This window comes from Methylocella sp., from assembly GCF_044226135.1.
GTDB lineage: Bacteria > Pseudomonadota > Alphaproteobacteria > Rhizobiales > Beijerinckiaceae > Methylocapsa.
Genome location: NZ_JBGAHM010000018.1, coordinates 15,771 through 39,025, shown reverse-complemented (window position 1 = coordinate 39,025; position 23,255 = coordinate 15,771). Strand labels below are relative to the sequence as shown.

At 68.7% G+C, this 23,255-nt stretch carries 17 protein-coding genes; 11 read left to right on the top strand and 6 right to left on the bottom strand.

Annotation, left to right across the window (positions count from 1 at the left end):
- Positions 1-794: 794 nt before the first annotated feature.
- Positions 795-2,885 carry a catalase gene (locus tag ACILRB_RS09620; protein WP_395666075.1) on the bottom strand — a complete coding sequence of 697 codons (2,091 nt, stop codon included), beginning with the start codon at positions 2,883-2,885 and terminating at the stop codon, positions 795-797.
- 189 nt (positions 2,886-3,074) lie between these two features.
- On the opposite strand from ACILRB_RS09620, the gene ACILRB_RS09615 reads away from it, so the two are divergent.
- Positions 3,075-3,587, top strand: a complete 513-nt coding sequence (locus ACILRB_RS09615) for a hypothetical protein (RefSeq protein ID WP_395666074.1) — start codon at positions 3,075-3,077, stop codon at positions 3,585-3,587.
- A 165-nt stretch (positions 3,588-3,752) separates the two neighbouring features.
- Entirely contained in the window at positions 3,753-5,396 is a 1,644-nt protein-coding gene (locus ACILRB_RS09610; RefSeq protein WP_395666073.1) for an alpha-keto acid decarboxylase family protein, read from the top strand.
- 27 nt (positions 5,397-5,423) lie between these two features.
- On the opposite strand, the gene ACILRB_RS09605 is transcribed toward ACILRB_RS09610, so the two are convergent.
- From ACILRB_RS09605 to pqqC, 4 genes are all read right to left on the bottom strand, one after another.
- Positions 5,424-7,001, bottom strand: coding sequence for a flavin monoamine oxidase family protein (locus ACILRB_RS09605; RefSeq protein ID WP_395666072.1), 1,578 nt, complete (start codon positions 6,999-7,001; stop codon positions 5,424-5,426).
- Positions 7,002-7,143: 142 nt separating this feature from the next.
- Positions 7,144-7,491: a (2Fe-2S) ferredoxin domain-containing protein gene (locus tag ACILRB_RS09600; protein ID WP_395666071.1), complete on the bottom strand. Its 348-nt coding sequence runs from the start codon at positions 7,489-7,491 to the stop codon at positions 7,144-7,146.
- 170 nt (positions 7,492-7,661) lie between these two features.
- Positions 7,662-8,630, bottom strand: a complete 969-nt coding sequence (locus ACILRB_RS09595; RefSeq protein WP_395666070.1) for a cation diffusion facilitator family transporter — start codon at positions 8,628-8,630, stop codon at positions 7,662-7,664.
- A 66-nt stretch (positions 8,631-8,696) separates the two neighbouring features.
- Positions 8,697-9,452, bottom strand: coding sequence for a pyrroloquinoline-quinone synthase PqqC (gene pqqC, locus ACILRB_RS09590; RefSeq protein ID WP_395666069.1), 756 nt, complete (start codon positions 9,450-9,452; stop codon positions 8,697-8,699).
- Positions 9,453-9,633: 181 nt separating this feature from the next.
- On the opposite strand from pqqC, the gene ACILRB_RS09585 reads away from it, so the two are divergent.
- From ACILRB_RS09585 to ACILRB_RS09575, 3 genes are all read left to right on the top strand, one after another.
- A complete protein-coding gene (locus ACILRB_RS09585) occupies positions 9,634-10,248 on the top strand; it encodes a glutathione S-transferase family protein (protein ID WP_395666068.1) in 615 nt (204 codons plus the stop codon).
- Between the two features lie 209 nt (positions 10,249-10,457).
- Entirely contained in the window at positions 10,458-10,973 is a 516-nt protein-coding gene (locus ACILRB_RS09580; protein ID WP_395666067.1) for an RNA polymerase sigma factor, read from the top strand.
- 169 nt (positions 10,974-11,142) lie between these two features.
- Positions 11,143-11,928, top strand: a complete 786-nt coding sequence (locus ACILRB_RS09575) for a Bax inhibitor-1/YccA family protein (protein WP_395666066.1) — start codon at positions 11,143-11,145, stop codon at positions 11,926-11,928.
- A gap of 150 nt (positions 11,929-12,078) precedes the next feature.
- Here ACILRB_RS09575 and ACILRB_RS09570 read toward each other — a convergent pair whose 3' ends face one another.
- Positions 12,079-12,585 carry a DUF2794 domain-containing protein gene (locus tag ACILRB_RS09570; RefSeq protein ID WP_395666065.1) on the bottom strand — a complete coding sequence of 169 codons (507 nt, stop codon included), beginning with the start codon at positions 12,583-12,585 and terminating at the stop codon, positions 12,079-12,081.
- 215 nt (positions 12,586-12,800) lie between these two features.
- On the opposite strand from ACILRB_RS09570, the gene htpG reads away from it, so the two are divergent.
- The 6 genes from htpG (at position 12,801) to gyrB (ending at position 23,247) form a co-directional block, all read left to right on the top strand.
- Complete coding sequence (gene htpG / locus ACILRB_RS09565; RefSeq protein WP_395666064.1) at positions 12,801-14,765, top strand: molecular chaperone HtpG; 1,965 nt, start codon at positions 12,801-12,803, stop codon at positions 14,763-14,765.
- Entirely contained in the window at positions 14,762-15,664 is a 903-nt protein-coding gene (gene prmC / locus ACILRB_RS09560; RefSeq protein ID WP_395666063.1) for a peptide chain release factor N(5)-glutamine methyltransferase, read from the top strand. Before htpG ends, prmC begins: the two co-directional genes overlap by 4 nt.
- Positions 15,665-16,229: 565 nt before the next feature.
- Positions 16,230-17,201: a DUF4167 domain-containing protein gene (locus ACILRB_RS09555; RefSeq protein WP_395666062.1), complete on the top strand. Its 972-nt coding sequence runs from the start codon at positions 16,230-16,232 to the stop codon at positions 17,199-17,201.
- Between the two features lie 131 nt (positions 17,202-17,332).
- The gene (locus ACILRB_RS09550) at positions 17,333-17,581 is read left to right on the top strand and encodes a GCG_CRPN prefix-to-repeats domain-containing protein (protein ID WP_395666061.1); all 249 of its coding nucleotides are present in this window, start codon (positions 17,333-17,335) and stop codon (positions 17,579-17,581) included.
- A 216-nt stretch (positions 17,582-17,797) separates the two neighbouring features.
- The gene (clpB, locus tag ACILRB_RS09545; protein ID WP_395666060.1) at positions 17,798-20,392 is read left to right on the top strand and encodes an ATP-dependent chaperone ClpB; all 2,595 of its coding nucleotides are present in this window, start codon (positions 17,798-17,800) and stop codon (positions 20,390-20,392) included.
- 377 nt (positions 20,393-20,769) lie between these two features.
- Positions 20,770-23,247, top strand: a complete 2,478-nt coding sequence (gene gyrB / locus ACILRB_RS09540) for a DNA topoisomerase (ATP-hydrolyzing) subunit B (protein WP_395666059.1) — start codon at positions 20,770-20,772, stop codon at positions 23,245-23,247.
- Positions 23,248-23,255: the final 8 nt, after the last annotated feature.

The following is a 23,255-nucleotide window of genomic DNA, read 5'->3' as shown; positions in this document are numbered from 1 at the left end:
GACGCAGCTTCAGCCCATGCGCCTCGACGAGCCGGGCGAGCGCGCGGTCTTCGCCCGACGGCGTGACGGGCGAGCCGCCGACGGCGCGATAGGCCGACAGCCGAAGCGCGAAATTGGCGCCGGGCTCCGAGGCGTGGCGCGGCCACGGGTCATGCGCAAGAGGGTCGAGCCGCGAAAACATTTCGGTCAGAAGCGCCTCATAGGCGCCCTCGCGTTCGCCGCGCGCGCGCAGCGCCGGGCTGAGCGCCGCGGCCTCGTCGGAGAAAAGCTCGATGCGCCCCGCGACGGCGTCGGCGCCAAGCGCGAAGGCGTGGCTCACGCGGGCGATCCAGTCCGGCGCAGGCGCGCTGTCGGCGTCGGTCGACAGGATGAATCCTTCGCTCGGGCTCGCCTGTTCGAGCCACGCCGCGGCGAGGTCCATGGCGACGCGGCGCGCCCCGCCCGCATGGTCGAGCCCCGGCCCCAGCGCAGCGTCATAGACGCGCAGCGCGAAGGGCGCGTCGGCGCCAAAAGACACGGCGCGCTCGAACGTGCCGTCGCCCGAGCCATTGACGAAAAGCAGCACGCCGAAGGCCGGCCGCCCGCTCTCCCCGATGGCCGGGCTTTGCGCCGCGAGCGCCTGAAGGCAGCGCCCGACCCGCTCCGCCTCGTCGCGCGCCGGGATGGCGATGATGACGCGCGGCGGCGCCGTTTCGCGCGTGGCGTGGAAGCGGCGCTCGCGCCAGAAGCCGGAGGCGCGCGCCGCAGAATGACTGATGGGCGTCATGTCTTGTCCCGTCGAGCGCGCCGCAGGATCAGGCCAGCATGCGCAGCTTGGGCTCGCGGTCCCACCAGCGCCGGCCGGCGGCCTTGACGAAAGCTTCCGGATCAAGCCCGACGACGCCCTCGTCGGGTTCGACGCCGGCCTTCTTCAACAGGGGCTTCGCGTCGTCGCTCGCGCCGATGGTCTTCAGATGGCCGAAGGCGTCCATGACGAACTGCACGGCGGCGGCCTCCTTCGTCAACAGTTCGCAGCCCTTCGCGGAGATCGCCAGCGCCACCGCGTCGAAGACGACCGACGGGCTGCCGGCGAGCTGGGCGTCGGCCTTGCGGATCGAGCCGTCGGCGAGCTTTGCGCCGCCGACCTTCGGCGAGACGATCACGGCCCGCGCGCCGGCCTTCCTGATCGCCGCGACGAGCGGGTCCATGACGCCGGCCTCCGATCCGTCGGCGATCAGCACGCCGACGCTGCGGCCCCTGATCGTGTCGAACGCGAGCGGGCCGCGGATAATGCGCAGCGCCGGCGACGGATCGAGGTCGAGCACGGGCGCGGCCGCCTCGGAGGCTTCGGGACAGGCCATGTTGAGCCCGTCCGCCACACGGCGCGCCAGCGCCGCGTCGACGTTGACGAGATTGGCGAGGGCGCGCAGCCTGATCGCCTCGATCGTCACCTTTGAAAGCTCGAACACGACCGCCGAGGCGAGATGCGCCTGCTCGGCGGGGTCGAGCGAGCGGAAGAACAGCCGCGCCTGGCTGTAGTGGTCGGCGAAGCTTTCGGGGCGCACGCGCAGCTTGTCGCCCGTCTCGGCGGAAGGGAAGGTCCTGAAGCCGGTCGCAGGACATTCGCGCGGGCCGCCCGGCTCGCCATGTTCGGCGAGGCTGTTTGGCTCGTAACTGGCGCGGCCCTTCGGCGTCGTCATCTGCATCTGCCCGTCACGCTGGAAATTCATGACCGGGCATTTCGGCGCGTTGATCGGCAACTGGTGGAAATTGGCCGTGCCGAGCCGGCTCTTCTGCGTGTCGAGATAGCTGAACAGGCGCCCCTGCAACAGCGGGTCGTTGGTGAAGTCGACGCCCGGAACCACATTGCCCGGGCAGAACGCCGCCTGTTCGGTCTCGGCGAAGAAATTGTCGGGCCAGCGGTCGAGCGTCATGCGGCCGATCGGCCGGACGGGAAGAACTTCCTCGGGAATGAGCTTGGTCGCGTCGAGCACGTCATAGGGCAGGCTTTCGGCGAATTTCTGGTCGAAGGCCTGGATCCCAAGCTCCCACTCCGGAAAATCGCCGCGCGAGATCGCCTCATAAAGGTCGCGGCGCTGGAAGTCGGGATCGGCGCCGGCGAGCTTGACCGCCTCGTCCCAGACGGTCGAGGCGAGGCCCTGCCTGGGCTTCCAGTGGAATTTGACGAAGGTCGATTTTCCGTCCGCGTTGACGAAGCGGAAGGTGTGGACGCCAAAGCCCTCCATGGTGCGGAAGCTGCGCGGTATGGCGCGATCCGACATCGCCCACATGATCATATGCGTGCTTTCGGGCATGAGCCCGATGAAATCCCAGAACGTGTCATGCGCGCTCGCGGCCTGCGGAAAGCCGCGGTCGGCCTCCATCTTCACCGAATGGATGAGGTCCGGAAACTTGATCGCGTCCTGAATGAAGAACACGGGGATGTTGTTGCCGACGAGGTCCCAGTTGCCTTCTCTGGTGTAGAATTTCACGGCGAAGCCGCGCACGTCGCGCGGCGTGTCGACCGAGCCCGCGCCGCCCGCGACCGTCGAGAAGCGCGCGAACAGCGGCGTGCGCTCGCCCGCGCGCTGGAAAAGGTCCGCGCGCGTGATGTCCGACAGCGATTCATAATTTTCAAAGAAGCCATGCGCCGCCGAGCCCCGCGCATGCACGATGCGCTCGGGAATGCGCTCATGGTCGAAGTGGAAGATCTTTTCGCGCAGAACGAAATCTTCGAGCGCCACAGGCCCGCGCGCGCCGACCTTGAGCTGGTTCTGGTTGTCCGAGACGCCGATCCCCTGATTGGTGGTCAGACGCCCCTCGTCCGCGCTCGCCCCGCCGTCCCGGTCGCGCTGGTGGAGTTCGCCGCCCGCGCCCCGCTCCGACTCATATTCCATCCCGGCCATGTTCGTCTCCGCCCGTTGCGGGGCGCTGAACCATGCGCGCGCGGGAAAGTTCCGGCCCCCCCCCCGCAAAGCGGAGACGCGCGGTCCCGGCCGGGCTTCATGTCTGCGGCAGGCGTCATGAAGCGTCATAACGCACATCCGGCCGCGCCCCGGAGCGCCATGTTCGATTCATGCGAACGGAGGCGTCACATGCGCTTTGACCAATTCGACAAGGGCGACGCCGGACCCACGGCGTCTTCCGCCGACCATGCGCAGAAATTTCCCTGCTGCGGCCAATATCTCAAATACTGGCTGAGCCCGGACACGCTGAAGACCAAGGTTCCAAAGCGCTGGGCGACCTTCGTCAAATGGTGCGGCGACGAGGTCTGGGCGACGCAGGCCTGCGCCTGGGGCAAGGGGCCGATGGTGCAGATCAACAGCGCCAAGGTCGGCCGCGCCATGGGACGCACCACAGCCGCCGACAGCGGCGAGGTCATGTGCTTCATCCATGGCAAGACCGCCGACAAATATGAAAGCGGCGACGGCTGGATCATCTGGGAGTCGACCGTGCTGCACGAACTCATCCACTGGGCGCGCTGGAAGCAGAAACTGAACGACCCGACCGACGCCGACGGGCGGTCGATCGAAGTCGGCAAGGCGTTCGAGACCGAAGCCTATGGCGCGGACGTGACGCTGCAGACGCCCTGGCGGGCCGGCCCCTGAGGCGCCCGGACCGCCCCGCCGGCGACATTGGAATGACGCGCGCCAGATGATGCGCCGCCGCCGGCCGCGCCACGCGGCGCCGCGTGAAAACCGGGCCGCCCGCTTCCGCATTTACGCCGTCATGACTACGGCGCTATGATCGTCGCGTCCCTGAAAGGCGCGTCCATGGCCCTCACCGTCGTCCAGCATGTGTTGAAGCGCCTCGCCGACGTCGGCGTCGTCGACGTGTTCGGCGTGCCGGGCGACTTCGCCTTTCCGGTCAATGACGCGGTCTGCGCCGACCCTCGGCTGCGCTGGATCGGCTGCGCCAACGAGCTCAACGCCGCCTACGCCGCCGAAGGCTACGCGCGCGTCAAAGGACTCGGCGCGCTTTGCACCACTTATGGCGTCGGCGAACTGTCGGCGCTCGCAGGCGTCGCCGGCGCCTACGCCGAGCGGCTGCCGCTGTTCCATCTCGTCGGCATGCCGCGCATGGCGGCGCAGCGCGCGCGGGCCATCGTGCACCACACGCTGGGCGACGGCGAATATGACCTCTTCCGCCGCATGAGCGAGCCGATCTCCTGCGCCCAGGCGGTGATGACGCCGCAGAACGCAGCCTTCGAGACCGAACGGCTGATCGCCGCCGCGCGCCATCATCGCCGGCCGGTCTATATGGCCTTTCCGGCCGATCTCGCCGCCCTGCCCGTCGTCGCCGACGCCGCGCCGGTCGAGGCGCCGCGCAGCGACCCGCAGGCGCTCGCGCGCGCCGTCGCTTCGATCGAGGCCGCGCTCGGGCGCGTCGGCTGCGCCTGCGTCCTGCCGGGCCTGCTCGTCGCGCGGCTCGGGCTCAACGCCGCGCTGCAGGCTTTCATCGACGCCTCGGGTCTGCCCTTCGCCACCATGTTCCACGACAAGACCGTGCTCGACGAGCGGCAGGACGGCTATGTCGGCATGTATGACGGCGCGCTGATGAACGAGGAGGTGCGCGCCTTCGTCGAAAGCCGCGAGCTCATCCTCACCGTCGGCACGCTGATGACCGACTTCAACACCGGCGCCTTCACGGCGCGGCTCGACCCTTCGCGCGTGATCGCGCTCGACCATCATGAGGTCGCGGTCGCCGGCAGGACGATCCACAGCGTCGAGATGCGCGACCTTTTGCCGGCGCTGGCGACGGCGCTCGGACGGCGCGACTGGGACAGGATCCCGCCCGCGCCGCGGCCCGCGCCCGAAGGCTCGGGCGACGATCCCATCACGGCCGGCGCGCTTTATCCGCGCTGGGAGCGCTTTTTCCGCGAGAACGACGTCGTCGTCGCCGAGACGGGCACCGCCTCCATGGGGCTCGGCTTCGCGCGCATGCCGAGGGGCGCCAATTTCTACAATCAGGCGCTCTGGGGCGCGATCGGCTGGGCGACGCCCGCGGCGCTCGGCATGGCCGTCGCGGCGCCCGCGCGGCGCGTCATCCTCATCACCGGCGAAGGCTCGCATCAGGTGAGCGTCCAGGAGCTCGGCCAGTTCGCGCGGCTCGGGCTGCGGCCGATCATCTTCGTGCTGAACAATGACGGCTATCTGATCGAGCGCCTGCTCTGCAAGGACCCGGAGATCGCCTATAACGACGTCGCCCGCTGGCGCTACGCCGAGCTGCCGCGGGCGTTCGGCTGCGACGGCTGGTTCTGCGCGCGCGTCGAGACCTGCGGCGCGCTCGACGCCGCGCTCGCAGAGGCGGCGAAGGGCGAGCGCGCCGCCTATGTCGAGGTCGTGACCGGCCGTTATGAAGCCTCGCTTCTGTCGCTGACGCTCAGCGACAGGCTCAAGACGCTCGCGGCCGAATAGCCGCGTTCCGCAAGCTCCGCGCGCCGGTCACGCCGAGGCGGCCGGCGCCTCCTCCTCGATGCGGGCGACGAGCAGGTCATTGACCATCAGGCAGAACTCGCGCCAGGCGGCGGCGAGGTCGAGCAGGATGGCCTGCACATAATCCTTCGACAATTTGTGCTCGCCCGGGAAATTCGACAGCGCGCAGGAGGTGCGGTTGAAGCGCGTCACGCCGTCGAGCAGAGACTGGAAGAAGCCGTCGAAATATTTGAGCACGCGCGGGGTCAGCTCGGCGCGGCCAAGCTCCACCCTGACGGCGGAAAGGTCGAGCGGCAGCCGGTCGAGCTCGCGCAGCGCCTCGGCGAAGACGCCGTCCATGGCCGCCAGCATGGCGCGCTGGGTGACGATCTCCTTGTCCGGGCTCGCGAGCAGCCTGTTGAGCTCGACGCGATAGGCGGCGAGAAGCTGCGACTGGCGGCGCGCCGCCCATTTGCCGAATTCGGCCAGAGCGGCCTCGTTGGGCAGGGTCAGGTCGGCCTGCGGCGCGAAACGGGAAATGTCGCGCGCGAGCCTCTCGGCCGCGTCGAGCGCGCCCTCCATATAGCCGCCGGCCGAGGCCGCCGTCTCCGAGCCGCCGAACAGGAGCCGGCCTTCCCACGCCGCCTGGCGCAGATGGGGGTTGTCATAGGCCGGATGCTCGCCCGGCGGAACAAGATCGCGCGCCGAGGCGGTGAAGCCTTCTTCCGCCCAGTCCTGGAAATGCTGTTCGCCGCCGTCCACCTTCGCGCCGAAGACCTGCTCGATCTGATTGCCGGCGAGCAGCGGCAGGCCGACCGAGAACGCCTTGCGCAGCTCCGCCGGCAGAGCCACGAAGGCGCCGAGCGCGGCCTTTTTACCCGAGGCGTCGCAGGCGTCGAAGATTTCATATAGCGTGGCGTCGGCATGGGTGACGAAAGCGTTGCCGGAGGCGCCGGTCTCGCGCCACAGCGGCGCGTCGAAGGCCGTCACGATCTTCGCTTCAGCCGCCATCCAGGTGTAGGTCTCGCGCATCGCCTCAACGAGATGCGCGTCGAGCGCCGGCCCGAACACGACGTTCTGTTCGAGCAGGCGCGGCGGCAGCGCCAGCACGACCTGCTTCGCCGCGACCGTGACGGGCGCGCCGTTCTCGATGAAGGCGAGCTCGACATGATCGCCGCAATCTTTCACCGCCCTGAGCTCGGCCTTCAGGCGGAAACGCTGCGACTGCACCCTGGCGATCAGCGCCTCGGCGAGGCTCGCCATGCCGTCCTCAAGGCGGCGCGCGCCGCCATGGACGCTTTCGCCGGCCGCGCGCTGCGCCTTTTTGTCGAACTCGTCGAGGCGCAGCACGTCGCCCTCGTCGTGCTGGGGAAACGCCTTCAGGCCGAGCTCGGCGACGAGCCGCGTGATTTTCGGCTGCGTGTCCGGCCAGAACCAGGTCGGGCCGAGATCGAGCCGCATGCCGGCCTTTTGCGAAGGCTCCGACAGAATGCGGCCGCCAAGGCGCGGGCGCGCCTCGAACACCGCGAAATCGCGGCCCTGCGCTTCGAGCGCGGCGGCGAGCCTCAGCCCGCACAATCCGCCGCCGACGATGGCTGTCTCCAGCATGTGGACCTCCTGCGGCCCTTGGCGCCGGCGCGCCGAAACGCGCCCTGCGGCCGGCCGATGCGTCAAAGGAAAGATTGCGCCCGGGCGAGTCCGGGCGCCGGCCGGCGACGGAAAAACAGGCTCCCCGCCGCGCCGCGCTTGTTCATGGGTTCGGCACGATGATCAGCCGCTCGACCGGCGCGCCGCCCTTGAAATGCTTCTCGACGATCTCGTCGATGTCTTCGACCGTCTCCGGGTGGTACCAGATCCCCTCGGGATAGACGACCATCAGCGGGCCGGCGCGGCAGAAGCCGAGGCAGCCCGACGACGTCATGCAGACGTCGGGATTGCGCTCCGCGTCGAGCCTGCGCGCGAGACGGTCCCACAGGGGCTGCGCGCCGTTCTCCATGCAGCTTCCGCGCGGATGGCCGGGCGGACGCTTCGTGAAGCAGGCGAAGACGTGATATTTATAGACGATGGGCAGGTCCAGCGAGGACGAGGATTGAGTCATTCCGATCAGGCCGCGTGGTTGTCGACATGATTTAGAAGAGTTCAATTCCCGTGCCGCGGGTTTTTGGGGCGCGTTCGGGACGGCGAAGCGCGTCGCAGGGGCGCGGCTTTAGCCGAAACCCGACATCCCTGTCGCAAAAGCGCCAATGCGGGCGCACTCCGCCCGTCGCCTCACGCTCCGCCGAAACGGCGCTCATAGGCCGCGCGCCATCCGGCGCCGGTCTGGGGCTTGACGAACAGCGTGACGACTTCGGGCGATTCGTCCCTGACGCGGCGCTCGATCTCGACGACGCAGGCCTCGATCTGCGGCGCGGTCAGCGCGTCGGAGAATTCGACGCTGAGCGCGACGAGGATTTGATCCGGCGCAAGATGCACGGCGAGCGCGCCGTTCGCGCCGTCGACGCCGTTCACGCCCTCGGCGACGCGCAGGATCTCGGCGATCGCGTCGGCGTCGGCGGCCTCGCCGATCAAGAGGTCCTTCGTTTCGCGCGCGAGGGCGAAGGCGGTTCCGGCCAGCACGAAGCCGATCAGGATCGAGGCCGCGCCGTCGAATTCGGGCCGCTCGAGCGAGGACGACAGGAAGGTTCCGAGAAAGGCGACGGCAAGGCCGATCAGCGCGGCGCTGTCCTCGAACAGCACCATGAAGGTCGGCGGGTCCTTGCTCTCGCGCACCGCCTGCAACAGGCCGACGCCCGGCCGCTCGGCGCGGAAGCTGCGCAGCGCGATCAGCCAGCTCGCCCCGTCGAACAGGGCGGAAAAGGCCAGCACCGCATAGACGAGGCGCGGATTCTCGACCGGCGCGGGATCGGCGAGGCGGGCGACGCCTTCATAGATCGACACGCCGGCGCCGAGCGCGAAGACCAGGATGGCGACGACGAAGCACCAGAAATAAAGCTCGCGCCCGTACCCCAGCGGGTGCAGCCGGTCGGGCCGCGCCGTCGAGCGGCGCATGCCGTAAAGGAGCAGCAGCTCGTTGCCGGTGTCGACGAGCGAATGGACGCCCTCGCTCAGCATGGCCGAGCTGCCGGTGAGGACGCTCGCGGCGAATTTCGTCGCGGCGACGAGAAGATTGCCGACGACCGCCGCAAGAACCACGAATTTCGAGGAATGGCGCGCGACGCGCCTGACCTTCGCCGCCATGCAAGCGCCGCCTCACGATCAGAAACCCGCGAAGGGTCTCGCGCGCGGCGCGGCGCGGCGCAAGCCCTATTGCGGAACGAAAGCCCCCGGCGGAATGAGGCCCGGCGTCACATAGGCGTGGTGAAGCGCGTCGAGCTGGGCCCAGAGCACGTCGCATTTGAAGCGCACGGCGGCGACGCAGGCCTCCTGCTCGGCCCGGGTCGCGGCATGCGACTTCACATATTGAAGCGCGAAATCGGCGTCGGCCGGCGCCTGCGACAGGCGGCGCTTGAAATAGGCCATCACGCGATCGCTGATGAAATCATAGTTCTCGAGCATGCCGGCGATGCGCTCGCGATGGATCGAGGGCGCGAACAGCTCGGTCAGCGAGGACGCGACGGCGACGGTCAGCGGCTGCTCGCGCACGAAATGGACATAGGCTTCGACGGCGTGGCGCGTCGCCGGCAGGGCGCCGCGGCGCGACATGACATAGTCGCGCTCGAGCCCGAGCCCGTCGGTGAGCACGAGCCAGCGCTCGATGCCGCCCTCCTCCGCGCCGAGGCCGTCATGGTCGTGAATGCGGCTGATCCATTCGCGCCGCAGCGCGCGGTCATGGGTGCGGCTCATCAGCGCCGCGTCCTTGCGCGGCACGGCCTCCTGATAGCAGTAGCGGTTGAGCGCCCAGGCCTGCACCTGCCCCTTGTTCAGCCTGCCGCCATGCAGCAGCTTATGGAACGGATGCTTGTCATGATAGCGTTCGGCGCCGACGGCGCGGATCTGCGCCTCGAACGCCTCGGGCGTCCAGAACTCGTCCGCCGCGCGCGGCGGGGTCATGTCGTTCATGCGTCTTCTCCCTGCATGCGTGTTCTCTTGTGGACGCGAGGCTAGCGCCGGGCGCGCCGACGCGACATGCGCGCGATCAATCCGCGGCGGGCTGGCGCCCCTCTTGCGTGCCGGCTCCGATCTCATCAGCCGCCCGCCTCCGGGCGTTCAGGGCGGCGCCTCCCATGAAAATCCACGTCCCATGAAATTCTATATGACGCCCGGCTCCTGCTCGACGGGAATCCACATCCTTCTCGAGGAGGCGGGCCTCGTGTTCGAGGCCCATGTCGTCAATCTCGTCAGGGGCGACAATCTGAAGCCCGACTATCTCGCCATCAACCCCCACGGCACGATTCCGACGCTCGTGCTCGACGACGGGACCGCGCTGACCGACTTCGTCTCCATCGCCCTGTGGATCGCGAAGACCTACCCCCGCCGCAAGCTGCTGCCGGAAGACCCGGCGGCGGCGCAGCTCGCCCTCGAGACGCTGAGCTTCGCCACCCGCCACATCCACGGCGAAGGATTCCGCCGCGTCTTCACGGCCGAGAATTATGTCACGAAAGGCAGGGACGTCGAAGCGGTGAAGGCCGAAGGGCGCGAGATCGTGACGCGCGCGCTCGAGACGGTCGACGGCGAGATCGCCGGCGCGGATTATGTCGCGGGCGCTTTCTCGATCGCCGACGCGGCGCTGTTCTATGTCGAGTTCTGGGCCGACAAGACGCAGATGACCCTGCCGCCGAACTGCCGCGCCCATTACGAGCGCATGCGCGCCCGCCCGGCGGTGCGCCAGGTGCTGGCAGAGGAGGGATACCGATAGCCCCCCGGCGGGCGGGCGCCGGCGGCGCCTGCGCCCGCCTATTCAATCCGGCGTCAGAATTAAATTAGATTAACTACAAACTATACTTATTGCTTTCGCTCCAGCCAAAAGTATTCTGCCCCGGCGAAGCAACCTGACGTCAGATCCGCCCCGATGAGTTTTGCGCATGTGACGACCGCCGTTCGCGCGGAACGATCGGGCGTTCCCCGATGAACCTTTGGCGGGCGACGCTCGGGCGTCTTTTCGCGCAGCATCGCGCGCGCATGGAGGCGATCGTGGCGCGGCGCGTGCGCGACCGCGACGTCGCCGCCGACATCGTGCAGGACGTCTTCGCCAATGTGCTGCAGTCGGGCGGGCGCGGCTCGCCCGAGGCCGACACGCGCCTGCTCTACGCGGCGGCGCGCAACGCCGCCATCGACCGCAGCCTGATGTCGGCGCGGCGGCGTCGGCTGCTGGGCCGGGTGCTGCCCGAGCAGATCGCCGCGCCGCAGCCGGAGTCGGGAGCCGAAATCGAGGGGCGCGAGGCCGTCGCCGCGCTCGACCGGGCGCTCGGCGAGCTTTCGCCCCGCGCCCGGACGATCTTCCTGATGCACCGCATCGACGGCGCGCCGCACGCCGAGATCGCCGCCGCCATGGAGATCAGCGTCAGCGCCGTCGAAAAATCGCTCGCGCGCACGCTGCGCCACTGCCAGGAGCGGCTGAAGCCGCATCGTGAGCCGCGCTGAAGCCCTCGCCCGGCCGGCCGGGCTGCGCGGCGCCGGAAACCTTAAGTATTGTTCATGTCCGCCGACCTTGTGGCGCCCCGAAGGCTGGGCCATATTGCCCTTATGTCCGCCCACGACGGCGGCGGCCGGAGGCGGCCCGCCTCCCCAATCGAACTTTTTGAGGAAATTCATGTCCGACTTCGACCGCAACGCAAGCGCCCGCTGGGGCCAGGGCGTCGCGCGGGCCGGTCGCCTTGAGATCGACCAGGGCCTGCGCTCCTACATGCTGGGCGTCTACAACAACATGGTGATCGGCCTCGCCCTCACCGGCCTTGTCGCGCTCGGCGTCAACATGCTGGCCGTCGCCGGCGACCCGTCCATGGCTGTCGCCAAGATGGGCTCGATCCCGCTGACGGCGCTCGGCGCCGCCCTTTACAGCAGCCCGCTGCGCTATGTGGTGATGCTGGCGCCGCTCGCCTTCGTGCTGTTCTTCTCGTTCCGCATCAACTCGATGTCGGCGTCGTCGGCGCGGACCATGTTCTTCGCCTTCGCGGCGACCATGGGCCTGTCGCTGTCCTCGATCCTTCTGGTCTACACCGGAACGTCGGTGGCGCGCGCCTTTTTCATCACGGCGGCGGCCTTCGGCGGCCTCAGCCTCTATGGCTACACGACCAAGCGCGACCTCTCCGCGATGGGCGCGTTCCTGGTCATGGGCGTGATCGGCCTCGTGATCGCGAGCCTCGTCAACCTGTTCGTGCAGAGCTCCGCCTTCCAGTTCGGCCTGTCGATCCTGTCGGTGCTGATCTTCTCCGGCCTCACCGCCTGGGACACGCAGGCGATCAAGGAGATGTATTACGCGAGCGACGATTATGAAGTCGCGACCAAGAAGTCGATCAACGGCGCGCTGATGCTCTATCTCGACTTCATCAACATCTTCCAGTCGCTGCTCTTCCTCAGCGGCGACCGCAACAACTGAGCCGCGGCCTGCGCCGCGCGGCTGAAAGCTGCAAGACTGAAAGCTGCAAGACTGAAACCAGAAAGGCCCCGCGCGGGGCCTTTCTTTTTGCGCCTTTGGCGCGCGTGCTTGTGTTCTCAGGCTCCCCTCGCCGCGCAGCCGGGACGCGCGTCAGCCCGACACAAGCTTCAGCCTGCGGTCCAGCACGGCGAGGACGCGGGCGAGATCATGGCCGCGTTTCAGCGTCACCCCGCCCGAGGCGACGACCGCATAGGCGCCCTGGCGGCGGGCGAGCTTCGGCGTCTTTTCGATTCGGTAGAGCGCGCATTCGCAGGCGCGGCGATAGACCGAGAACACGGCCCTGTCGCGCAAAAAATCCAGCGCATAGTCGCGCCATTCGCCGTCCGCCACCTTGCGGCCATAGAGATCAAGGAGCGCGCGCAGCTCGAACCGGTCAAAGGAGACGATTTCTCCCGCGCCGCGCGGCGCCGGCCCGTCGACGACGAACGCCTGACGTTCAGGAAACTGTCGTTCGGGAAACTGTCGTTCGGGAAACTGTCGCTCGGGAAACTGTCGCTCGGGAAACTGTCGCTCGGGAAAGGGGCCTCCTCGCCGCGTCTCGGCCGGAAAAGGCGCGGCGAACTCCCGGCTGTCCTCGGCTGTCTCCCGATCGCTCATGTCGCGCCGATTCTGTTAGAGGCTGGATGCGTCGAAGGGCCAGATCGAACGGATGGGCGATCATCGCGCGCGGCCATGGCGGCGGCAAGGGCTTTCTGACGCTTGTGCGACAAAGCTTGCGCCGGCCTTGCGGGCGTTGCGCGCAGGGTCTTGCGCGCCGCCGCCGCAGGGCCGATATCAGCGCGCGAAAACTGATTTTGGGAGCAAGCCGTCACATGAGCGAAGCTGCGGGAAGCACACAGGCCTTTCAGGCGGACGTCGCGCGGCTGCTGCACCTCATGGTGCATTCGATCTATTCCGACCGCGACATTTTCCTGCGCGAGCTTCTGTCCAACGCCGCCGACGCCTGCGAGAAGCTGCGCTATGAGGCGCTGACGGATCCGGCGCTCGCCGCGCCGCCGCGCATCGTCGTGACGCTCGACAAAGAGGCCGGTCTCCTGTCGGTCGAGGACAATGGCGTCGGCATGACGCGCGAGGAGCTCGCCGAATCGCTCGGCACCATCGCGCGCTCGGGCACGCGGGCCTTTCTCGACCGGCTCGGCGCGAAGCCCGAGGGCGACGGCGCAAGCGCCGACGACGAGCCGCACGACGCGCCCGACGACGCCGTCGGCCGCAGGACCCCGCAGGCCGACCTCATCGGCCAGTTCGGCATCGGCTTTTATTCGGCGTTCATGGTCGCCTCCCGCGTCGACGTCTATTCGCGCCGCGCCGGGGCCGACGAAGCCTTTTTGTGGAGCTCCGACGGCAAGGGCTCGTTCAGCGTCGCGCCCGTCGCGCGCGAGGCCGCGCCGGCGCATGGGACGCGCGTCGTGCTTCATCTCAACGACGAGTCGAAGGACTATCTCGACGCCGACAGGATCGAGCGGATCGTGCGCGAACATTCGAGCGCGCTCGCCGCGCCCGTCGATCTCCTTGAGGCGCCGGGCGGCGAGCCGCGCCGCCTCTCGGACGGCCAGGCGCTCTGGACCAAGCCGCGCAGCGCCATCACGCCCGAAGACTACGCCGATTTCTACCGCACCCTGTCCGGCCAGTTCGACGAGCCGGCGCTGACGGCGCACTGGCGCGCCGAGGGGCGCCATGAATATACGGTCCTGGCCTTCGTGCCGTCCTCGCGCCCGCTCGACCTGTTCAGCCCGGAGCGGCAGGGCCGCGGCAAGCTTTATGTGCGCCATGTGCTGATCACGGACGACGCCGAGATTTTGCCGCGCTGGCTGCGCTTCGTCAAAATCGTGGTCGATTCGGCCGACATCCCGCTCAACGTCTCGCGCGAGATGATTCAGGAGAGCCCCGTCTTCGGCGCGATCAGGAAAGCCGTGGCCGGCCGCATCCTGCAGGAGCTGACGCGGCTCGCCGGAGCCGACCCGGAGAAATTCGACGCCGTGTGGCGGAATTTCGGGGCCGTGCTCAAGGAAGGGCTCTATGAAGCGCCCGAAAAGCGCGACCAGCTTTTTTCCGTCGCGCGCTTCGCGACTTCGACCCACCCCGACGGCGCGCGCACGCTGAAGGACTATGTGGCCGGCCTGCGCGAGAATCAGACCGCCGTTTACTACCTGCTCGGCGACGATCTGAAGCGCCTCGCCGCGAGCCCGCAGCTCGAAGGATTTTCGGCGCGCGGCGTGGAAGTGCTGCTGCTGCCCGATCCGATCGACGCCTTCTGGGTCTCGACCGCCGTGGGCTATGAAGGCAAGCCGTTCAAATCCGTGACCCAGGGCGCGGCCGACATCTCCGGCATTCCGCTGCTCGAAAAAGAGACGGAGACGCCCGAAACGGCCGGCGCAGACGAGGCCCGCGCCCCCGATCTCGCGGCGCTCTTCGCCTTCATGAAGCAGACGCTCGACGGCGCGGTCGAGGAGGTGCGCGCCTCGGACCGCCTCGCCCAGAGCCCGGCCTGCCTCGTCGCCCCGGAGCGCGGCTTCGACCGCAGGCTCGAGCAGCTTCTGGCCGAGCACGGCCAGCTTGGCGCCGCAGCCAAGCCCGTGCTCGAGGTCAATCCGAAGCATCCGCTCATCAAGGCGCTGGCGCAAAACCTCGACGCCCCGGACAGGCAGAGGCTCGAGGATATTTCCTGGCTGCTGTTGGACGAGGCCCGGCTGATGGAGGGCGAAAAGCCCCAGAACGCGTCCGATTTCGCAGCCCGGCTGACCCGTGTTCTCCTCGACGCCGCCCGGCCGCAGGGGTGACGCCGGCGGTCGCCGGGGCCGCGGCGGAGTTTGCGCCCGACGCCGCGCAGGGGCGCGAGGCGGCGCGGCGCGCGCTCGCCGCAGCCCTCCGCGCCTCGGGCGTCGCGACGCCGGACCTCGACGCGCGGCTTCTTCTCTTCGCCGCGCTCGACATCGACCACGCCACGCTGATCCGCGATCCCGACGCTCCGCTCGGCGCGGCGGGCGCCGTGCGGCTGCAGGGCCTCGCCCGCCGCCGCCTCGCCCGCGAGCCGGTGTCACGCATTCTTGGCGCGCGCGAATTCTGGGGCGCGTCCTTCCGGCTCGGGGCGGCGACGCTCGACCCGCGGCCCGACACTGAAACGCTCGTCGAAGCCGTGCTGGAGCGCGTCGGCCCGGCGCGCGACCGGGACTGGCGCATCCTCGACCTTGGCGCGGGCTCCGGCGCAATTCTCGCCGCGCTTCTGCTTGAGCTGCCGAACGCCTTCGGCGTCGGCGTCGACCGCTCCTTTGAGGCCTGCGCGCTCGCGCGCGAAAATCTTCGCCGGCTCGGACTCGGCCCGCGCGCGGCGATCGCGCAGGCCGACTGGGCGGCGCCGCTCTCGGGCGCCTTCGACCTCGTCGTCTCCAATCCGCCCTATATCGCCCATGACGACATCGCGACGCTCGCGCCCGAGGCGCGGCTTTATGACCCGATGCTGGCGCTCGACGGCGGCATGGACGGGCTCGACGCCTATCGCGCGCTGATTCCACAGGCTTTTCGCCTGCTCGGGCGCGGCGGCCTGCTCGCGCTCGAAATCGGCTGCGCGCAGGCGCGCGAGGTCGACGCGCTGCTGTGCGCGGCGGGCTTCGGCGAGCGGCGTTTGCGACTTGACCTCAACGGCTTGGACCGTATTATCCTCGCCGAAACCGCCTCCTGACGAGTGGGGGTTGAGGCGCGGTGCGCGGCCATGGCGCCGTTTGCGCCGACGGCGCGTTACGCTGGGCCGGAGGGTCGCGCCGACGGCGCGTCATGCTGGACCGGAGGAGGCCGGCCTGAGGCCGCTTCGGGCCGTGACGCGTCCCGCTCAGAAACGATTGGGAGCGAAAAACGCGTCCGCTCGAAAAACGCTTGGCGCGTTTGACGAAAAACGATAGTTTCTCGCAACAGGGATCGCTGTTTTGCCGTAAGTCGCCGCGTATGCGTCGAGACGTTTTCGTCTTCGCATGATTTGCGGCTCTCGGCACGTCGATCCTGTTTCCGGCCGGGCCTGTTTTGCGGTCATGTCTTCATGCGACATGGCCGTCGACGGCGGGTTTGGGCGACTTTCCCAGAATTCCCTGATCCTGAGGCTTTGAGGATCAAGGGACAGACGAGGCGACGCCTTGCGCGCGTCCCTCAATCGCCGGAGAGCCAGCAGAAGCAGCGCGCCAACGCTCTCTGGTTTGGAACGACACGGCCGCGGACGGCCGGGTCGGCGCGTCGGCGCCACGCAAGGATCATCGATGAGACCCGGACAGAACAACAAACGCATGCGCGGGCGGCCGAACAACAACCGCAAAGGCCCCAATCCGCTGACGCGCTCCTATGAATCGAACGGTCCGGACGTGAAGATCCGCGGCACGGCGCATCATATCGGCGAAAAATACCTGCAGCTCGCGCGCGACGCGCAGTCGTCGGGCGATCCCGTCACGGCCGAAAGCTATCTCCAGCACGCCGAGCATTATTTCCGCATCATCGCCCAGGCGCAGGCGCAGCTTCAGGGCGGCTACCCCCGCCAGTCCGGCGAGGCGCTCGTCGACGATTATGACGGCGACGACGATTTCGCCGCCCTGCCTGACCGTTTCGCCTCGCCGCCGGAGCGCTTCTCCGCGCCGCAGCCGAATTTCGTCCCCGGCGCCGGGCCGCAGCCTTCGGCCGACCGCGCCTTCTTTCCGCAAAACCAGACCGACCGCCCGCCGCATAACCAGAGGCCGCCCTATCAGGAGCGCGCCGGCGGCTATGGCCAGGATCAGCGCCAGGACGGGCCGAGACAGGACGGGCCGCGCCAGGATAGTCCGAGACAGGATGGGCCGAGACAGGACGGCGCCCGCCCGGACCGCCAGCCGCGCGAAAACCAGCCGCGCGACTTCGCCCCGCGCGACCCTGAGTCGCGCCCGCCGCGCCGCAATCGCGAATTCCGCGCCGAGCGCGCCGCTGAAGGCGCCGAAGCCCCGGCCCCGACGCTGCCGGCCTTCATCACCGGCCCCGTCCGCGCCGCCGAGACGCCCGCCGAGGATTTCGGCGCCGCCGCCGCGACGCTCGAACCTTTCGCGCCGCCGCCGGGCGAGGACCGCGCCGACGCCGACCGCGAGGCGGCCGCGGGCTTCCATCTGCGCCCGCGCCGGCGCCGCCGCACCAAGGCCGAGATGGCCGGCGGCGACGCGCATGAGAACGCCGAGGCGCAGGGCGAGGCGCGCGACCCGGTCGGCGACTGAGCCGGACGGACCCTCGCCGCCACTTTCGCGTGATCCCGTCAAATATGGGAAAACAGCCGCCCGCCCGGTTGCGCCGGCGGCGGAGAAGATGTTCCATCCGCCGCACGAGCATTGCGGGATCGGGTGGAATCATGAGAACGACGACAGCACTGGCGCTCGGCGCGCTCGCCTTCGGCGCGGCGGCGTTCGAGGCGCAGGCCCTGCCGGCCACGCCCGCGCCCCTGCCGCCGGCGATGCAGACGACGCAGGTCGCCCGCGGCTGCGGCCCCGGCTGGACCCGCGACGCCTGGGGCCGCTGCGTGCCGATCCGCCGCGCCGCGCCCACCCGCTGCTGGTGGGAATGGACGCCATGGGGCCGGCGCCGCGTGTGCCGCTGGTGAGGCGCGAGTCGGCGCCGCGCAGGACGGCGCGTCCCCGCCCGGCCCCGGCCTGACGGCGACGCAAGATTATGCCTATTTTTTAGGCTTCCACCCTTTCGTCAGAGCGTCTTCTTCCTACATATTCTCGGACGCCGCGGCTTCGGCCGCCGCTTTTGACGCCATCGCTTCCACGCTGGACCGCGCCGGGGGAAGAAGACGGCGGGGGAGACAGATCCAATGAATTTCGAAAAATACACCGAACGCGCCCGGGGCTTCGTCCAGAGCGCGCAGTCCCTCGCCATGCGCGAAGGCAATCAGCAGTTCACGCCCGAACATCTCCTGAAAGTCCTGCTCGACGACGAGCAGGGCCTTTCGGCGGGCCTCATCGACCGCGCCGGCGGACGCTCGCGCGACGCGCTGACGGCGACCGAGCTCGCGCTCGCCAAGCTGCCGAAGATCGAGGGCTCGGGCGCGGGTCAGGTCTATATGACCCCGCCGCTCGCGCGCGTGTTCGAAGGCGCCGAAAAGATCGCCGAGAAGGCGGGCGACTCCTATGTCACCGTCGAACGGCTGCTGCTCGCGCTGGCCATGGAGAAGAATTCCGAGGCCGCGAAGATCCTCGAACGCGCCGGCGTCACGCCGCAGAACCTCAACAAGGCGATCGAGGAGCTGCGCAAGGGCCGCACCGCCGACAACGCCACCGCCGAGAACGCCTATGACGCGCTGAAGAAATATACGCGCGACCTGACCGAGGCGGCGCGCTCCGGCAAGCTCGATCCGGTCATCGGCCGCGACGAGGAAATCCGCCGCACGATTCAGGTGCTGTCGCGCCGCACCAAGAACAATCCGGTGCTGATCGGCGAGCCGGGCGTCGGCAAGACGGCGATCGTCGAGGGCCTGGCGCTGCGCATCGTCAACGGCGACGTGCCCGAAAGCCTGAAAGACAAGAAGCTGCTGGCGCTCGACATGGGCGCGCTCATCGCCGGCGCCAAATATCGCGGCGAGTTCGAAGAGCGCCTCAAGGCCATCCTGACCGAGGTCTCCTCGGCCGAGGGCGGGATCATCCTGTTCATCGACGAGATGCACACGCTGGTCGGCGCCGGCAAGGCCGACGGGGCGATGGACGCTTCGAACCTTTTAAAGCCCGCGCTCGCCCGCGGCGAGCTGCATTGCGTCGGCGCGACCACGCTCGACGAATATCGCAAGCATGTCGAGAAGGACGCGGCGCTGGCGCGGCGCTTCCAGCCGGTGTTCGTCTCCGAGCCGACCGTGGCTGACGCCATCTCGATCCTGCGCGGGCTCAAGGAGAAATACGAGCTGCACCATGGCGTGCGCATCACCGACGCGGCGATCGTCGCGGCGGCCACGCTGTCGAACCGCTATATCGCCGACCGCTTCCTGCCCGACAAGGCGATCGACCTGATCGACGAGGCGGCGGCGCGGCTGCGCATGGCGATCGATTCGAAGCCCGAGGAGCTCGACGAGCTCGACCGGCGCATCATCCAGCTCAAGATCGAGCAGGAGGCGCTGAAGAAGGAGACCGACTCGGGCTCGAAGGACCGGCTTTCGCGCCTCGACGCCGAGCTCGCCGAGCTCGAGGAGAGATCGGCGGCGCTGACCGCCCGCTGGCAGGCCGAGAAGGGCAAGCTCGGCGACGAGCAGAAGATCAAGGAGCAGCTCGAGGCGGCGCGCACCGAGCTGGCCCAGGCGCAGCGGCGCGGCGAGTATCAGCGCGCCGGCGAGCTCGCCTATGGCGTGATCCCCGACCTCGAACGCCAGCTCGCCGAGATCGAATCGAAGCGCGCCGGCGTGCTCGTCGAGGAGGCGGTGACGCCCGAGCACATCGCCCAGGTCGTCTCGCGCTGGACCGGCATCCCGGTCGACAAGATGCTCGAGGGCGAACGCGAGAAGCTGCTCGCCATGGAGGAGGAGCTGATCCGTCGCGTCGTCGGCCAGAAGGAGGCGGTCGCCGCCGTCTCGACCGCGGTGCGCCGCGCCCGCGCCGGCCTGCAGGACCCGAACCGGCCGATCGGCTCGTTCATGTTCCTCGGCCCGACCGGCGTCGGCAAGACCGAGCTGACCAAGGCGCTCGCCGCCTTCCTGTTCGACGACGAGAACGCGCTGCTGCGCATCGACATGTCGGAGTACATGGAGAAGCACTCGGTCTCGCGCCTGATCGGCGCGCCCCCCGGCTATGTCGGCTATGACGAAGGCGGGGCGCTGACGGAGGCCGTGCGCCGTCGGCCCTATCAGGTCGTGCTGTTCGACGAGATCGAGAAGGCCCACCCCGACGTCTTCAACATCCTGTTGCAGGTGCTCGACGACGGCCGCCTGACCGACGGCCAGGGGCGCACGGTCGATTTCCGCAACGTGCTGATCATCATGACGTCGAACCTTGGCGCCGAATATCTGGTGCTGCAGAAGGAGGGCGAGGATTCGGGCGCCGTGCAGTCGGAGGTGATGCAGGTGGTTCGGGCGCATTTCCGCCCCGAGTTCCTGAACCGCATCGACGAGATCATCCTGTTCCACCGGCTGCGCCGCGAGGACATGGGCGCGATCGTCGACATCCAGCTGAAGCGGCTCGACAAGCTGCTCGAGGACCGCAAGATCGTGCTGGAGCTGACGCCCGAGGCGCGCGACTGGCTGGCCGAGAAGGGCTACGATCCGGCCTATGGGGCGCGGCCGCTGAAGCGGGCGATCCAGAAGAATCTTCAGGATCCGCTCGCCGAGGCGATTCTGTCCGGCAAGGTCCATGACGGCGAGCGCGTGCGGATCGGGGTCGACGACAGGGGCCTGATCATCGGCGAGTCCGGCGTGCGGGCGGCGGCGTAAGGCGCGCCCGCGCCTTGGCCGGGCGGCTTGAGGCGCTGCGCAGATCCCGGGGGCGGACGCTCGCCTGGCGTCCGCCCCCGACTGCGTTCAGGCCCCGGCCAAGGGTCCTGTGGCCAGCTCCTCCACAGGCCGCCGCCGGCCGTCTAAAATCGACGAAAAGATAAATAAAAACATGACCTTCATGCCTCTTTCGGCTATAATCCCGAAGGGCTTGACGCCCTCCGGCCGCCGCAGGCCGCGCCGCCGTCCGGCGCGGCGCCTCCGACAGCCGGGCGCAGCCCTCTAACGCTTTGTTTCCGACGCTTTTTCCGGCCTGAAGGCGCAGTCTTCCTTCGGTCCGGCCTCTCTGGCGTCGCTTTGGAAAGTCCGAAAGCTTCATGGCCGAACCCGCCGCCTCGCCCGCCCTCGATCCCGCGGACGCAGCCTCCGCCTATGGCGCCGACTCCATCAAGGTGCTGCGCGGCCTCGACGCCGTGCGCAAGCGCCCCGGCATGTATATCGGCGACACGGACGACGGCTCGGGCCTGCACCACATGGTCTATGAGGTCGTCGACAACGCCATCGACGAGGCGCTCGCCGGCCACGCCACGAAGGTGACGGTCACGCTCAACGCCGACGGCTCGGTGACCGTCACCGACGACGGGCGCGGCGTGCCGACCGACATCCATTCCGAGGAAGGCGTGTCGGCGGCCGAGGTCATCATGACCCAGCTCCACGCCGGCGGAAAATTCGACCAGAACTCCTACAAGGTCTCGGGCGGCCTGCATGGCGTCGGCGTCTCGGTCGTCAATGCGCTCTCCACCTGGCTCAGGATGCGCATCTGGCGCGACGGACGCGAGCATTTCATCGAATTCGCCCATGGCGAGGCGGTCGACCGGCTTTCCGTCGTCGGGCCCGCGCCGCTCGAGGGCGGCCGGCCGAAGCGCGGCACGGAAGTGCGCTTTCTCGCCTCGCCGCAGACCTTCACCAAAACCGACTATGATTTCGCGATCATCGAGCGGCGCCTGCGCGAACTCGCCTTCCTGAACTCGGGCGTGCGCATCGAGCTTTCCGACGCGCGCGGCGCGGAGCCCCGCACCGAGACGCTGCACTATGAAGGCGGGCTCGAAGCCTTCGTGCGTTATATCGACCGCGCCAAGACGCCGCTCATCGGCAAGCCGCTCATCATGAAGGGCGAGCGCGACGCCATCACGGTCGAGGTCGCGCTGTGGTGGAACGATTCCTACCATGAAAACGTGCTGGCCTTCACCAACAACATTCCGCAGCGCGACGGCGGCACCCATCTCGCGGGCTTCCGCGCCGCGCTGACGCGCCAGGTCACGGGCTACGCCGAGCGGTCCGGCCTGTTAAAGCGCGAGAAGGTCGACCTCTCCGGCGACGACTGCCGCGAGGGGCTCACCTGCGTGCTCTCGGTCAAGGCGCCGGACCCGAAATTCTCGTCGCAGACCAAGGAGAAGCTCGTCTCCTCCGAGGTGCGGCCGGCGGTCGAGAACATCGTCAACGAAGCGCTCGGCGCCTGGTTCGAGGAGCATCCCCAGGAGGCGCGCGGCATCGTCGGCAAGGTCGTCACGGCGGCGCAGGCGCGCGAGGCCGCGCGCAAGGCGCGCGAACTGACCCAACGCAAGGGCGCGCTCGACATTTCGCACCTGCCCGGCAAGCTTGCCGACTGCCAGGAGCGCGACCCGGCCAAGGCCGAACTGTTTCTGGTCGAGGGCGATTCCGCCGGCGGCTCCGCCAAGCAGGGGCGCAACCGCGAATATCAGGCGATCCTGCCGCTGCGCGGCAAGATTCTCAACGTCGAGCGCGCCCGCATGGACAAGATGCTGTCGTCGGCCGAGATCGGCACCCTGATCACGGCGCTCGGCACGGGCATCGGCCGCGACGAAAAAATGTCCGACCGCTTCAACCCGGACAAGCTGCGCTATCACAAGATCATCATCATGACCGACGCCGACGTCGACGGCTCGCATATCCGCACCCTGCTGCTGACCTTCTTCTACCGCCAGATGCGCGAACTGATCGAGCGCGGCCATCTGTTCATCGCCCAGCCGCCGCTCTACAAGGTCAAGCGCGGCTCCTCCGAGCAATATCTGAAGGACGAGCGGGCGCGGGAGGACTATCTGATCTCCAACGGCCTCGAGGGCGCGGTGCTGCGCCTCGCCTCCGGCGAAGAGCGCTCGGGCGGCGATCTGCGCGCGCTGGTCGAGGAGGCGCGGCTGGTGCGCCAGCTGCTCGCCGCGCTGCATTCGCGCTACGATCGCGTCGTGGTGGAGCAGGCGGCGATCGCCGGCGCGCTGCGCCCGATCGGCCTTGACGACGAAGCCTGGGCGCAGGACCGCGCGGCGCTGATCGCGGCCCGGCTCGACACGCTCGCCGACGACATGGAGCGCGGCTGGGAAGGCCGCGTCGCCGACGGCGGCTATCAGTTCTCGCGCATGCTGCGCGGCGTGCGCCAGGCGGCGACGCTCGACGCGGGGCTTCTCGCCTCGATCGAGGCGCGCCGGCTCAACGAACGTTCGGCCTCGCTCGGCGAGATCTTCGACAGGCCCGTGCGCTTCCTGCGCCGCGCCGACGACATCGCGCTCGCCGGTCCCGGCGCCCTGCTCGACGCCGTCATGGCCGCGGGCCAGAAAGGCATCTCGCAGATCCAGCGCTACAAGGGTCTCGGCGAGATGAACGCCGAGCAGCTCTGGGAGACGACGCTCGACCGCGAGGCGCGCACGCTGTTGCAGGTGAAGATCAAGGAAGGCGACGACGCCGACGACATCTTCGTCAAGCTGATGGGCGACGTGGTGGAGCCGCGCCGCGAATTCATCCAGGAGAACGCGCTCAGCGTTTCGAACCTCGATGTGTGAGGGCGAAG